At 70.5% G+C, this 13,061-nt stretch carries 14 protein-coding genes and 1 pseudogene; 9 read left to right on the top strand and 6 right to left on the bottom strand.

What is annotated here, in order from left to right:
- The first annotated feature begins 11 nt into the window (after positions 1-11).
- From ACFYVJ_RS31290 to ACFYVJ_RS31315, 6 genes and pseudogenes are all read left to right on the top strand, one after another.
- A complete protein-coding gene (locus tag ACFYVJ_RS31290; protein WP_388898675.1) occupies positions 12-629 on the top strand; it encodes a hypothetical protein in 618 nt (205 codons plus the stop codon).
- Positions 630-953: 324 nt separating this feature from the next.
- The gene (locus tag ACFYVJ_RS31295) at positions 954-2,168 is read left to right on the top strand and encodes a helix-turn-helix domain-containing protein (RefSeq protein ID WP_388898678.1); all 1,215 of its coding nucleotides are present in this window, start codon (positions 954-956) and stop codon (positions 2,166-2,168) included.
- Positions 2,169-2,293: 125 nt separating this feature from the next.
- Complete coding sequence (locus ACFYVJ_RS31300) at positions 2,294-2,623, top strand: ATP-binding protein (protein ID WP_388898681.1); 330 nt, start codon at positions 2,294-2,296, stop codon at positions 2,621-2,623.
- A 163-nt stretch (positions 2,624-2,786) separates the two neighbouring features.
- Positions 2,787-3,116, top strand: coding sequence for a hypothetical protein (locus ACFYVJ_RS31305; RefSeq protein ID WP_388898684.1), 330 nt, complete (start codon positions 2,787-2,789; stop codon positions 3,114-3,116).
- Positions 3,117-3,392: 276 nt separating this feature from the next.
- Positions 3,393-3,794: pseudogene (locus ACFYVJ_RS31310) on the top strand (NUDIX hydrolase); the annotation flags it as partial.
- Between the two features lie 271 nt (positions 3,795-4,065).
- Positions 4,066-4,803: an alpha/beta hydrolase gene (locus tag ACFYVJ_RS31315; RefSeq protein WP_388898687.1), complete on the top strand. Its 738-nt coding sequence runs from the start codon at positions 4,066-4,068 to the stop codon at positions 4,801-4,803.
- Positions 4,804-5,143: 340 nt separating this feature from the next.
- On the opposite strand, the gene ACFYVJ_RS31320 is transcribed toward ACFYVJ_RS31315, so the two are convergent.
- From ACFYVJ_RS31320 to ACFYVJ_RS31335, 4 genes are all read right to left on the bottom strand, one after another.
- Complete coding sequence (locus ACFYVJ_RS31320; protein WP_388898690.1) at positions 5,144-5,608, bottom strand: PaaI family thioesterase; 465 nt, start codon at positions 5,606-5,608, stop codon at positions 5,144-5,146.
- A 77-nt stretch (positions 5,609-5,685) separates the two neighbouring features.
- Complete coding sequence (gene add, locus ACFYVJ_RS31325; RefSeq protein WP_388898693.1) at positions 5,686-6,645, bottom strand: adenosine deaminase; 960 nt, start codon at positions 6,643-6,645, stop codon at positions 5,686-5,688.
- 14 nt (positions 6,646-6,659) lie between these two features.
- On the bottom strand, positions 6,660-7,628 hold the full coding sequence (locus tag ACFYVJ_RS31330; RefSeq protein ID WP_388898696.1) for a nucleoside hydrolase: 969 nt from the start codon (positions 7,626-7,628) through the stop codon (positions 6,660-6,662).
- 52 nt (positions 7,629-7,680) lie between these two features.
- Complete coding sequence (locus tag ACFYVJ_RS31335; RefSeq protein WP_388898699.1) at positions 7,681-8,595, bottom strand: PfkB family carbohydrate kinase; 915 nt, start codon at positions 8,593-8,595, stop codon at positions 7,681-7,683.
- 40 nt (positions 8,596-8,635) lie between these two features.
- Between ACFYVJ_RS31335 and ACFYVJ_RS31340 the strand changes: the two genes are divergently transcribed.
- The 3 genes from ACFYVJ_RS31340 (at position 8,636) to ACFYVJ_RS31350 (ending at position 11,388) form a co-directional block, all read left to right on the top strand.
- Positions 8,636-9,640 carry a LacI family DNA-binding transcriptional regulator gene (locus tag ACFYVJ_RS31340; RefSeq protein ID WP_388898701.1) on the top strand — a complete coding sequence of 335 codons (1,005 nt, stop codon included), beginning with the start codon at positions 8,636-8,638 and terminating at the stop codon, positions 9,638-9,640.
- Positions 9,641-10,134: 494 nt separating this feature from the next.
- Positions 10,135-10,734: a DinB family protein gene (locus ACFYVJ_RS31345; protein WP_388898704.1), complete on the top strand. Its 600-nt coding sequence runs from the start codon at positions 10,135-10,137 to the stop codon at positions 10,732-10,734.
- A gap of 234 nt (positions 10,735-10,968) precedes the next feature.
- Positions 10,969-11,388, top strand: a complete 420-nt coding sequence (locus tag ACFYVJ_RS31350) for a helix-turn-helix domain-containing protein (RefSeq protein ID WP_388898707.1) — start codon at positions 10,969-10,971, stop codon at positions 11,386-11,388.
- A 63-nt stretch (positions 11,389-11,451) separates the two neighbouring features.
- On the opposite strand, the gene ACFYVJ_RS31355 is transcribed toward ACFYVJ_RS31350, so the two are convergent.
- Complete coding sequence (locus tag ACFYVJ_RS31355; protein WP_047016680.1) at positions 11,452-12,048, bottom strand: ClpP family protease; 597 nt, start codon at positions 12,046-12,048, stop codon at positions 11,452-11,454.
- Between the two features lie 2 nt (positions 12,049-12,050).
- Positions 12,051-12,698: a ClpP family protease gene (locus tag ACFYVJ_RS31360; RefSeq protein WP_388898710.1), complete on the bottom strand. Its 648-nt coding sequence runs from the start codon at positions 12,696-12,698 to the stop codon at positions 12,051-12,053.
- Between the last annotated feature and the right edge of the window lie 363 nt (positions 12,699-13,061).

Below are 13,061 nucleotides of genomic sequence, written 5' to 3' on the forward strand. Positions count from 1 at the left end.
ACAGTGGACGCATGAGCGACTTACCTGGCGAAGATTCGTTGATCAGCAAGAAGTGCAATGCACCTTCGTACTCACCGAACCGGCCTTGGCCTTGGGTCTCCTACGACGACCCAGCCTGGCCCTTCGACCCCTGGGACGTGATGGACGACGCAGACTTGGGAGACGCAGCCGTCCGCCTGGCAATCGCCAACCTCCGCTGGTCGGTGGAAGGCATGACGGCTCTGAGAGCTACAGCCCTTGTAGAGCAGGCAATCGGGCGCATCACAGCGGACGTGGTCGCAGAGGCTCGGACCCGCCGGTACTCATGGGGACGTATCGGTGAAGCCTTCTCGGTCGGCCGCACTGCGGCTCAGAAGAGGTTTGGAAGATCACCTAGCAGTGATCGCATCACGCGCATCGAAGATCAGTATCAGCGGCTCAAGGACTACCTCCACTCCGCTGAACACGGAGTCCACGATGACGAAGAACTCGAAGCCGACGCACGCGAAACACACGAACGATGTGTGAAGCGCCGACGAGGCAACTTTCTAGATCCACTCGACACGCTGCCCAAGGTTCTGCCGCGCAGTCGCGGCACAAGGAAGGCGACACCTTCCTTACACCGTCACGCACGTACGCAACGGCAATGAGTAAAGATCTAACGGCCATCGCATGGCCGAGCGGTTGGGCCCACTGAAAACCAAGCCACGCCAGCCCGTAGCAAGATTGCTGTACAGCAGTGGAGTACCGCAACCACAGCGGCCAGCACCATCCCTTAGCGCCAATCGACCCACCGATAGTGACCTGCTCAACCACCGGTGGCCGGTCTGGCTTGAGCTACGGATCAGAAGGTTGCAGGTTCGAATCCTGCCGAGCGCGCACAGGTAGAAGCCCCGCAGACGACATCTGCGGGGCTTTTCTCATGCCCGTACAGCAGCGCTCACCGCGGCCCCGACCGGGCGTACCGTGACAGCGTGGCGAACGAAGACCTGGGACGGACCCTCCGTCGTCTCCGCCGTCTGGCGTCTCTGACGCAAGAAGCTCTGGCCGAGCGCTCCGGTGTGTCCATCGATGTGATCCGCCATCTTGAGCAGGGCCGGAAGCACTCAGCACGCCTCCCCACACTCCACGCCCTGGCGAACGGTCTCGGGGTGGAGCTGACGGCCCTCCTCGGCGACCCACCTGCGGTTGCGACCACCGGCGAGAGTGACGGCCCGCGGTTCGTAGCCGTACGCCGCGCCGTCATGCCGGCGCTCTGGAAGCAGGAGCCGGAGCCGAAGGCAGCCGGCTTCTCCCTGGACGGGCTGCGCGATCGGATCGCGGAGGGCTGGACGCATTACCACTCCGCCGAGTTCGACACGGTGATGAAGGCGCTGCCGGACTTGATCTCGGATGCACGCAGTGCCACGGCGTCGGGGGACGAAGACGACCGCAGGGACGCATTCGCCGCGCTGGGCAAAGTACTTCAGCTCGCCGGACACGTCGCCGTACGAATGGGGAAGACCGACCTCGCTCTCATCAGTCTGGAGCGTGCGATAGATGCAGCGGATCAATCCTCGGATCCGCTGCTCGTGTCGATGATCGTCAACTCCGCAGCGTGGACCTACCAGCGGCAGGGGCGCCTCGAAGACGCCCTGAGTATCGCGCTCCGCGCCGCCGACGACCTGGTGAACGCCAGCCGTACCGACACCGCTGACGGGCTGAAGGTGTGGGGCGCGCTGACCATGAGTACCGCGACTTCGGCCGCGCGCAGCGGCCACTACGAGCGCGCAGCGGCGATGATGCAGACGGCGGAGAAGGAAGCCGCCCGCGTGGCGAAACTGCCTGACGGTGGCGACAACCGCATGGTGAGCGTCTTCAGCCCGTCCTCGGTACGCATCGAACGTGTCCGGCTCGCAGTCCAGTACGGGCACCCGCAAGATGCCCTTGCGCTGGCCAAGGGCATGCGGCTGAGCAAGGACACGCCACCGTCCTGGCGGACGTGGCTCCTGCTGGACGTAGCACGAGCCCACACGGATATCGGAGACGCAGCCGGAGCGGTGAAGACTCTGGAGTCGCTGCGCCGTGTGGCGCCGACGTGGATGCAGCACCACACGTTGGCGGTGGCCATCGTGCGCGATCTCTGGACGCTTCCCAACCACCCGTCGGCACTCCGGCCGTTGGCAGAGTTCTTGGGTGTCAGCGAATAGCGTGGTGTAAGTGGGACGTTACGCCCCTGTCAACGTCCCCGGCATGCCGCTTGCATGAACGGACAGCGCCCCGGCGACCGTACGACCTGCTCCGTGGCTTGGCCGATCTGAGGAAGCGGACCCACATGCCGCAACGTACAACGGGACTACTTCCCCACGGCTACCGACGGCACAGCGAGATCCTGGCACGCGAGCCCGAGAGTGCCGCCATCGCCCGGCGCCTGGTCCGCGCGGCACTGGCTGACTGGGGCCTGGAGGACTTGGCGGACGACGGCATCCTGGTCGTCTCCGAGTTGATGACGAACGCGATCCAGCACGCACGTCGGGAGTCCATCCGCGTCACCGTCGAGTGGGCGGATGCGGCGTGCGTGCGCGTAGGCGTCGTGGACTTCTCGAAAGCGCAACCTGTGAGCAGGAAGTCAGCCCTTGATGACGAGGAAGGGCGCGGCCTGTGACCCGCAGCCGCGGGCTCGCACTCGTCAGGTCACTGGGGCGCTACCGGGAAGCGAGCGGGGACGACCTGAGTCACACCATCATGGTCGGGCTGGCCGCCGGCACGGCAAGGCCAGAACCCCGGCCCGCGGCCAACTCGAGGCCAAGCACGCGGGAACGGCACCGATGAGCCATCGAACTGGCGGGAAACCGCGTTGGTATCACTGCGAGTGCCACGTCGACGAGCACCGGTTAGGCACCTACGACGCCTACAGCACAGGCGAAGCACTGCGATGGTTCAAGGCCACGCTGATGATGGTCGCAATCAACATGGACGAGGAGCCTTACCGCCAAGCCCGAGACTGGATCGAACACGGCCAGGACGAGGCGACCCGCGAGCTGTCGGAGGACAAGGCCCACACGCTCACACTGAAGCAGCGCACCACGCACGCAACTTGGACAGTCACACCCGTCCCCTACCTCCCACCGCCGATGCAGGCAGACACCAGCACGTGAGCCCCATGCGCAACAACTTTCTCCAGGGCTTCAAGGCGGATCGCCAGGCGGCCCGCCTCTCCTGTCTCCGCCCCGCTCCGCTCCGGTCTCCGCCGACCCGTGCTACGGAAGGCGAGCCCACTCGGGACAAACGACCCGTGGCCGGGTCCGGTCGGCTCTACACAGCCCGAAGCCCCGCAGCCACCTCTTCGGGGCTTTTGCACGCCGCACGACGACAGCGCCACTGGCGCGGCCGAGGGGACCGAGGAACGTGAGTACCGCAGAGCGCCCCACTCCGTGAGTGTCGCCGGAGTCATCGTCGACGACGAGGGTCGCGCCCTGCTCATCCAGCGCCGCGACAACGGCCGGTGGGAACCGCCGGGTGGCGTTCTTGAGCCCGGCGAGACGATCCCCGAAGCACTCCGGCGCGAGGTTCTGGAGGAGACGGGACTGACTATCGCTCTCCCCGCCGACCTCACCGGCGTGTACAAGAACATGACGAGGCTGGTCGTCTCGCTCGTCTTCCGCTGCAAGGCCATCGACGGCACACCAACCACCGGCGACGAGACCTACGCCCTCCGCTGGGCCACCCGCGCCGAGGTCACCGAACTCGCCGACGAGGCTTACGCCATCCGCGTCCTGGACGCACTCGACGCCGCAACCCCACCAGCCGTGCGCGCACATGACGGCGTGAGAGTCGCCCAGGACGACAGCGACCCAGCGGGCTCCGCCGTCGCAGGGCCTCGCCTCGGGAAGCCGCAATGAGGTCCCAAGGCGATCTGCGTACGAAGGTCGTGCAAAAAACGGTTGGCGGGCTGCTGCGGCCGTTGCTACCTTCGCGGAGGCCGTGCGAGAGAGCGAGGAGGTGGTACCCGTGAACGTATCGACGTGGGTGCTCTCCTCCGGGGTCACGGTCGGGCGGTAGGTCGTCCGGGAGCGCCGTTCTAGCGCACTCCCGAAAGGCACGACCATGGCCCTTCACTTCACTTCCGAACAACCCCTCGACGACGTCCTTGAGCGCAGGTTCGTCCTCGGTGAGATCCCCGGCATCCTGTGGACGCCCGCATCCGTATCCGCACCGGCGCCGCTGATCCTGCTCGGCCACCCTCCGCTCGGGCTCAACAAGATGTACCCGCGACTGGTGGCGCGGGCCCGGCATGCCGCGGCGGACGGCTTCGCCGCGGCCACCATCGAGCTCCCCGGGAGCGGTGACCGGCCCCGTTGGGCCGCCGCCGAGCAGGCCCGCGCCGCGTTGCGGCGGGCGATGGAAGCCGGCGAGCCGGTCAGCGACGAGATCATCGACGCCCTCACCCTCCCGCTCGTCGACAAGGCGGTCCCGGAATGGCAGGCCGCCCTCGACGCCCTCCTGTCGCTGCCCGACATCGGCGGCCCCGTCGGGTTCTCGGGGGGAGTGATCTCCATCGGTATCCGGCTTGCGGTGGTCGAACCGCGCATCGTTTCCGCCGTTCTCTTCGCCGGGAGCTTCGTGCCTCGCGCCATCGTCGAGGACGCCCGCCAGGTCACCATTCCGCTGCACGTCCTGCTGCAGTGGGACGACGAAGGCAACGACCGGCAGGCGGCCCTGGATCTGTTCGACGCCTTCGGCTCCAAGGAGAAGTCCCTGCACGCCAATATGGGCGGGCACAGCGGCGTCCCGCAGTTCGCGGGGGAGGGCGCGGCTCAGTTCTTCACCCGGCATCTGAGGTGAGGCTGGGCCGCCAGGCCAGCAGCAGCAGACGATAGGGCACGCCGGCCAGGATGCTGCTCATCGAGGGCAGGTCCCGGTGCTCCTCTGCTGTTTACGCCGCGGGGCCTCTGCCGGCTCGGCAGGGGCCCCGCGGTGCCCGAAGCCGTGGACTGTACCGATTTCCGCATGCTTCGGGTGCTGCCCGATCTCGTGTCCGGGCTCTACCCGCTCTCGTGGAACGAAGCCACAGCCTTCTCCACGACTTCAAGGCGGCCCGCTGCCGCTCTTCGCCGCCGCCGCGACCAGGTACGGGTCGCGAGTACGTTCCCCGCGCCGTGGGTGCGGCTTGCGTTTCTTCTCCTCACCGGGGGAACGGTCCGTCCTCGGGGAGTTGTTGCGTGCCGGGTGTCGCGCGTCCGGCCGTGATGACCGTCTGCGTTTGGGTCGTCTGGCCCACCGTCACCCGCTCCTCCATCTCGAACACATCGGTCTGTACGACGATGACGGACCTCCCGACGTGCAGAGGACGTGCCACTGCCTGTGCAGTGCCCGCGCGAACCGGCCGGAAGAAGTTGGTCTTGGATTCGAGGGTGGATGTGCCGGCGCCTTGCGGCAGATTCAGGTAGGCGCACACCGCACCGACAGTGTCCGCGAGGGCCATCAGCGCACCGCCGTGGAGCGCCGCGCCGGCCGTGCACAGGTCGGAGGACCAGGGCAGGGTGCCGGTCGCGCGCTCGGCGGTCGCCTCGGTGAGGTCGATTCCCAGGCGCACCGCGAACGGCATGGCGCGCAGGAGTTCGGCGGGGTGGGGGAGGTCCGAGGTCATGGCATCACCATGGCCGGGGACGACTCCGCGGTCGATTACTCCGGGAATCATTGACGCCGGCGACGTCACCGGCACTGTCAGGCGGCGGGGAGGGTGAAGGCTGCCCGGGCGGCGTTTTCCTGGGCGAGGGCTTCGTGCCTGCCCGTCCAGCCGTGGGTGTCCCGCAGGGCGTCGAATTCGCGCTGGAGGGTGGTGGCGGCGGTGGTGCGGATGTCGGTGCTGATGGTGACCGGCAGCCCGTCCGTCAGCAGGACGGTGGCGGGGTGCTCGGCGAGGCTGGACACGGCGCCGGTCCCCACGTTGCTGAGGGGGCACATCTCCAGCGCGATCCTGTCCGTGCGCAGGCGGTCGAGGAGCGCGCTGTCGGACGTGCAGCGCACACCGTGGCCGACGCGGCGGGCGCCGAGGACGTCGATGGCCTCCCACATGCTCTCGGGTCCGGCGGCCTCCCCGGCGTGCACGGTGCAGGGCAGACCCGCGCTGTGGGCGAGGTCGAAAACGGCGCGGTGCGGCAGCGCCCTGTACCGCGACTCGTCGCCGGCCAGGTCGAGTCCGGCGACGGCATCGCGCTGCCGCAGGGCGGTCTCGGCGACGGCCAGACTCTCGTCCGGGCTCTGGTGGCGCAGACAGCACAGCAGCAGCCCGGTGGCCACGCCCGTGTCGGCCCGTCCCCGGGCCAGCCCCTCGGCGACCGCCCGTACGGCCTCGTCCAGGGTCATGCCCTCGTCGCCGTGCAACTGCGGGGCGAAGCGGACCTCGCCGTGGACGACACCGTCGGCCTTCCAGTCCTCGACCAGTTCCCGGGCGGCCCGGGCGAGGGCGTGCGGGGTCTGCAGGAGCCGGATGGGAAGGTCGAGGTAGGTGAGGTACGTGGTCAGGCTGCCGCAGGGGTCGGGGGCCACGACCAGGTCCTCGACCGGGCGGTCCAGGGTGATGCCCTGTTCGCGGGCGAGGTCGGCGAGGGTGGCCGGGCGGACGGAGCCGTCGAGGTGGCAGTGGAGTTCGTAGCGCGGGATCGGCGCGGTGGGAGTGCTCATGGAGGTGGTCCCGATCAGAGGGCGGCCGCGGGTGGCGGCGGGGCGAGGGTGCTGACGGTGTCGAAGAGGAGTTCCTTGAACCCGGCCTCGTCCACGCGGCGGACCAGGGTGAGGTTGGGGGCGGGGGCGGACACGCGCCGGTCGATGATCATCTGGCCGCGGGTCTCGTCGGCGACGGAGATGTCGACGTACGCCTGCTCCTGCTCGGTGATCAGGCCGGGCTTGAGCGCCACGGCCATGGCGACGGGGTCGGGCAGGTCGTAGCCGGCCAGCCCGGTGACGTCGCGGGCCCAGTCGGCCACGGTGCGGTTGATGCGGTGCGCGAACGTCGCCATCGGGGTGCCGATGTCCTCCAGGTGCTGCTGGTCGGCCGGGGTCATGACCGCGTACTTGCGGGAGACGTCCCAGCCGATCCACGTGACCTTGTCCGGCGTGGCGGCCCGCGTCACGATCTTGGCGGCCTCGGGGTCCGCCCAGACGTTGAACTCGCCGGTGGCGGAGATGTTGCCGCGCAGGTCGGCGGCGCCGGCCATGCAGTACACGTGGCGGTAGCGGGTGAACAGGTCCGGGTCGCGCAGCAGGGCGGCAGCGATGTTGGTGAGCGGCGCGAGCGTCACCAGCGTCAGCTCCCCGGGGTTCTCGCGGGGGTGGGACAGCAGCACCTCCACCGCGTGCGTGCTCTCACAGGATGCGCCGGGGTCGGGCAGGCCGATGTCGCCCATGCCGTCCTCGCCGTGGACGTGCTGCGCGCTGGACAGCGTGCGCGTCATCGGCCGGGCGCAGCCGGGGTGGACGGGAATGTCGGTGCGGCCCGCGGTTTCCAGGGAGATGAGGGCATTGCGGGTGCCGGTCTCGACGGGCACGTTGCCGGCCACGGTGGTCACCGCCCTGATGTCGCCGAGTCCGCTGGCGGCGGCGAGCAGCAGCGCGACCGCGTCGTCGGACCCGGTGTCCGAGTCGATGATCAGGGGCAGGGCGGGCATGGACGTACTCCGTTCATGACGGGTCGGGTGGGTGTGGGGGACGTGCCGTGGGTCAGCGGAACCGCATGCGGACGAGGTCGCGGGGGCGCGGGAGGGCGCCCCGGGCGCCGGGCGCGGTGACGGCGAAGGCGCCCGCGGCCGTCGCGGCGGCCGCCGCGCCGACGAGGGCGCGGCCACGGGCGAGTTCCGCGGCGAGTACGCCGCAGAAGACGTCTCCGGCGCCGGTGGTGTCGATGACGGTCACGGTGGGGGCTGGGAGGTGCTCGCACTCCCCGCCCTGGTCGACGAGTGCTCCGCCGCCGCCCAGGGTGACGACCGCGCCGGAGGCCGTCCGGGCCAGGATCCGGGCGGCGGACCGGGAGTCGTCGGCCCCGGTGAGCTGCCGGGCCTCGACTTCGTTGACCACCAGCACGGGCCGGCGGTCGTCGGACCATACGGGCAGGGCGCAGGCCGGGGCGGCTTTGTGCACCCAGCGCGTACCCGGCGGCAGGTGGTCGGCGACGGCCTGGAGGCAGGGACGCGGGACCTCGCCGCTGGTGAGGACCACGTCCGCCGCATGCGGCCTGAGCACCGTCAGGGCGTCGGTGACGTCCCGGGCCGAGAGCAGTGCGTTGGCGCCGCTGATCACGGCGATGCCGTTCTCGCCGTCCGGGTCCACCATGACCAGTGCCTGGCCGGTCGGGGCGGAGACGTCGGTGATCACCGTGTCGACGTCGACCGAGGCGTTTCGCAGATCGGCCAGTGCCTTGAGGCCGTCGGCATCGCCGCCGACCTTGGCCACCAGATGCGTGGCGGCCCTCATGGTGGCGGCGGCCACGGCCTGATTGGCGCCCTTCCCGCCGAAGCCCTCTGCAAGAGAGGCCACCAGGACCGTTTCGCCCCGGGAGGGAAGGACGGGACAGCGCAGGATCCGGTCGAGGTCGACCGAGCCGACGGCCATCACGCGGCCTGGAGGGAATCCGTTCACGCTTCATATCTAATCGTTTAGATGAGACGATGCAAGACCCATGACGAGACGAGAAGCCAAGGCGCCGACGCTGGCGGACGTGGCCCGTACGGCCGGGACCTCCACCGCGGTCGTCAGCTACGTGATGAACAACGGCCCCCGGCCGGTCGCGGCGGACACCCGCGCCCGTGTCCTCGCCGCCGCGGCCGAACTCGGCTACCGGCCCAACCGCATCGCCCGCGCCCTGCGCTCACGCACCACCGGCGTGGTCGGGCTCATCCTCGCCGACGCCTCCAACCCCTACTTCGGGGCACTGGCCCGGCACATCGAGCGGGCTCTCGAACTGCACGACAAGCTGACCCTGATCGGCAACGCGGGGTACTCACCCGACCGGCAGAAACACCTCTCAGAACGGTTCCTCACCGCCCAGGTCGACGGGCTGGTCATCGTCTCCGCGGACGGCGGGGCGGACGTCGCGGCCGAGGCGGAACGGGCCGGTGTCCCGGCGGTGTACGTCCACAACCAGCCGGAAGGAGTGGAGGTCGCGGCGGTGACGGCGGACAACGATGCCGCGGTCCGGCAGGCCGTCGCGCACCTGCGCGCACACGGACACGCCGACGTCGCCTTCCTCGCCGGCCCGCAGGACGCCGGACCCGTCGGCCGGCGCCGGGCCGTATGGGAGGCGGCGGTCGCCGGGGCCGGCGGCTCCCGGCCGCTGCTGCTGCGCTGCGCGTACGCGCGTGCCGCGGCGGCCGACCTGACCGGGGGCCTGATCGGCGAAGGGGCGATGCCCGCGGCGCTCGTCACGGCAACGGACGAACAGGCCATCGGCGTCCTCGCCGGGGCCAGGGCCCACGGCGTCCCCGTACCCGAACGGCTGGCCGTCGTCAGCCTCGACGGCACACCCGACGCGGCGTACACGGCTCCCGCCCTGACGGCCACGGAACAACCCCTGCGGGCCATGGCCCAACGCGCCGTAGACCTCCTCCTCGACGGCACCACGGAAGAGCCCCCGGCCACCGCAACCCTCGTCCCCCGCCGGAGCTGCGGCTGCGGCCACGCGTAGCGGAGGCGCAACGGCGGCCCCGCAGGCGGCAGCCCCGGGGGCTCCTGCCTGCGGGGCCATCGCTCCCTGCACCCGGCCGACGCTTGCTGACCGCCGGTGTGGGCCTGGAAAGACGTCGACTGGAATCGGTCGGGGTTTCACCCCCGGACGGCCCTCGCCGCGCGTGGTGTTCACACGGGCGCGGCCAACGACGCCGACGAGGCGGAGACTTCGCGTTGGCAGTGGGTGGGGAGGAGGCCCGCTTCGATGGCGGGCAGGAGGGGTGTGGGGGTGGGGAGTACTGCGGTGCCGGTGGGAGTGAGGAGGCGGCCCGGGACGGCGCCTCGCCGCCCCGCCTCGTCGGCGACGGGGTCCTCGCCTCGCCGGCGGCGCCTAGCGCAGGTGGAAGAAGTACGTGCTCCCGATCCTGCGGCCGCCGCCGCCCCGCCTCCCCCGGCGCGGGCCGGTGGTGGCCATCCCCTCGCGCGGTGGGGTGCAGTGCGATGCTGGTGGGCATGGCCGACACCGATCCCAAGGCGGACCTCCACCACTATCTGCAGGCCGCCCGCGAAGCGCTGCTGTGGAAGCTCGACGGGCTGTCCGAGTACGAGGTACGGCGTCCGCTCACGCCGACCGCCACCAACCTGCTCGGGCTCGTCAAGCATCTGATCGGATGCGAGACCGCGTACTTCGGCGATACCTTCGGGCGCCCCTTCGGCGAGTCCGTGCCCTGGCTCGACGGCCCCGACGCCGAGGTGCCCAACATCGACATGTGGGCCACCGCCGACGAGTCCCGCGAGGACCTCGTCCATCTCTACGAGCGCGCCTGCGCGCACTCCGACGCCACCATCGCGGCGCTCACCCTGGACGACCTCGGGCGCGTACCGCACTGGCCCGACGACCGGGCCGAGGTGTCGCTGCACCGGGTGCTCGTCCACATGCTCGCCGAGACCCAGCGGCACGCCGGGCACGCCGACATCGTCCGCGAGCTGGTCGACGGCGCCGCCGGGATGCGGCAGGGCAACGGCAACCTGCCGGGCGGCGATCGTGCCTGGTGGGAGTCCTACCGGCGGCAGGTCGAGGACGCGGCCCGGGAGGCTCAGGGGCGGCAGTGAGTCACGGATGGGGGGAGTGGCGGATGGGGAGTGGCGCCTGAGGGGGTTGCGGATGGGGGCGTTACGCCTGGGGGAGTTGCGGCTGAGGGGGTCACGGCTTTGGAGGGCGCGTGGATGGGGGAGGTGGGTGCCGCGGTTCTGCTGTGCGGGGCCGCTCCGTTCGCCATCGGCGATTCTGCCGTTGGCAGATCGCCCACCCCTTCCCTCCTCGCCCCACCCGCCTAGGCTGAGACCGTGACCCACCACGCGCCGAACCGCCCCGCCCGCGTCCTCCCCCTGCGTCCCCCCGCGCCCGAGGCCGCCGATGGGCGCGAGCCGCTGTGGCGGCAGGTCGTCGGGGGTGTGCTGCGGCGGGAGCGGCTGGCTCAGGAGCGGACGTTGAAGGACGTCGCCGACGCCGCGCGGATCTCCATGCCGTATCTCTCCGAGGTCGAACGCGGGCTGAAGGAAGCCTCGTCCGAGGTCCTCGCCGCCGCCGCCCAGGCGCTCGGGCTGCGGCTGGCCGACCTGCTCGTGCTCGTGCACGGCGAGATCGTCCGCCTCTCCGCCGTTCGCGACCGGGGGCGCGACCGGGAGCGGCCCGCCGGGCTGTCCTCCGTCACCGAACTGCCCAGCGCCCGTTCGCGCTCCGGCGACGTGCGGCTCGCCGCCTGATCCGAACGGTGTGCGGCACAGCGGGGCGGTCCCCGCTGTGCCGGTCCCCGCCGTGCCCGTCCCTCACAGGTGGCGCTTGCTGATCACCTGGTCCGCCAGGCCGTACGCCACCGCGTCCTGTGCCGTGAACACCTTGTCCCGGTCCGTGTCCGCCCGCAGCGTCGCCACCTCGTGGCCCGTGTGCCGCGCCAGCACCTCCTCCATCTGCGCCCGGATCCGCAGGATCTCCTTCGCCTCCAGGCTCAGGTCCGACACCGTGCCGCGGCGCACGCCGCTCGCCGGCTGCCCCAGCAGGACCCGCGCGTGTTCCAGTACGAAGCGGCGGCCCTTCTCCCCGCCCGCGAGCAGCACCGCCGCGGTGGACGCCGCCTGGCCGACGCAGTACGTGGAGATGGGGGCGCCGACGAACGTCATCGTGTCGTAGATCGCCATCAGCGAGGTGTACGAGCCGCCGGGCGAGTTGATGTAGATCGAGATCTCGCTGCCGGGGCTCGCCGACTCCAGGTGGAGGAGCTGGGCGATGACGACGTTGGCGACGCCGTCGTCGATCTCGGTGCCGAGGAAGATGATCCGTTCCGAGAGCAGCCGGCTGTAGATGTCGTACGCGCGCTCGCCGTGCGCCGTGCGCTCGACCACGTTCGGGATCGTGTACTGGCTCATGGTCACAGCCCCATCCGTCGCTTCGAACCTGCCGGGCGGATGTCGGCCAGCGACTCGACGACCTGGTCCACCATCCCGTACTCCTTCGCCTGCTCCGCCGTGAACCACCGGTCGCGGTCGCCGTCGCGCGAGATCGTCGCCTGGTCCTGGCCCGTGTGCTCGGCGAGGAGGCGTTCCATCAGGGTCTTGCTGTACGCGAGGTTGTCCGCCTGGATCTCGATGTCGGCCGCGCTGCCGCCGATGCCCGCGGAGGGCTGGTGCATCATGATCCGCGCGTGCGGCAGCGCGAAGCGCTTGCCCTTCGTGCCGACCGTGAGCAGGAACTGCCCCATGCTCGCCGCGAAGCCCATGGCGAGCGTGGCCACGTCGTTGGGGATCAGCCGCATCGTGTCGTAGATGGCGAGACCGGCGTGGACGGAGCCGCCGGGGCTGTTGACGTAGAGCGCGATGTCGGTGCGCGGGTCCTCGGCGGAGAGGAGGAGGAGCTGCGCGCAGACGCGGTTCGCGGACGCGTCGGTGACCTCGGTGCCGAGGAGGACGATCCGCTGGCCGAGGAGCTGGGCGGACAGGTGGTCGTCGAACCTCGACGGGGGCGGTGCGTCCTCTTCTTCCGCGCGCGGTGTCAGGGTGGTGCGGGCCGGTGGTGTCATCGTGCCTCCCTCGTGGACGGGTGCTGCTCGTCTTGCCTCCACGGTCGGCCGGAGGCGGCCGGAAGGGGAGGGATCTTTGCCCGCGGCAGATTCGCCCGTGGCAGAGGTACGGCGGACAGGGTCGGGGCCGTTGGCGGTACGTGCGATTTGTTGCGTTGGGGCGCTTCTGGCGGACGGTGTGCTTCTACGCCCCGCACCCCGCCGGGACCGGGATCTGTGTCCGGCCGGTGAAGAAACCGCCGACGACCAGCAGTACGAACGGCGGCGCGAGCGACGTCACGGCGGTGGCGCGCGGCTTTCGCGGCTGCCGGAATCGTCGCCTTCGGTCTGCATGCCGCCCGTCCCCCGGTTACGTTCCCCGCG

It is taken from the genome of Streptomyces sp. NPDC004134 (genome assembly GCF_042874195.1).
Taxonomy (GTDB): Bacteria; Actinomycetota; Actinomycetes; order Streptomycetales; family Streptomycetaceae; genus Streptomyces.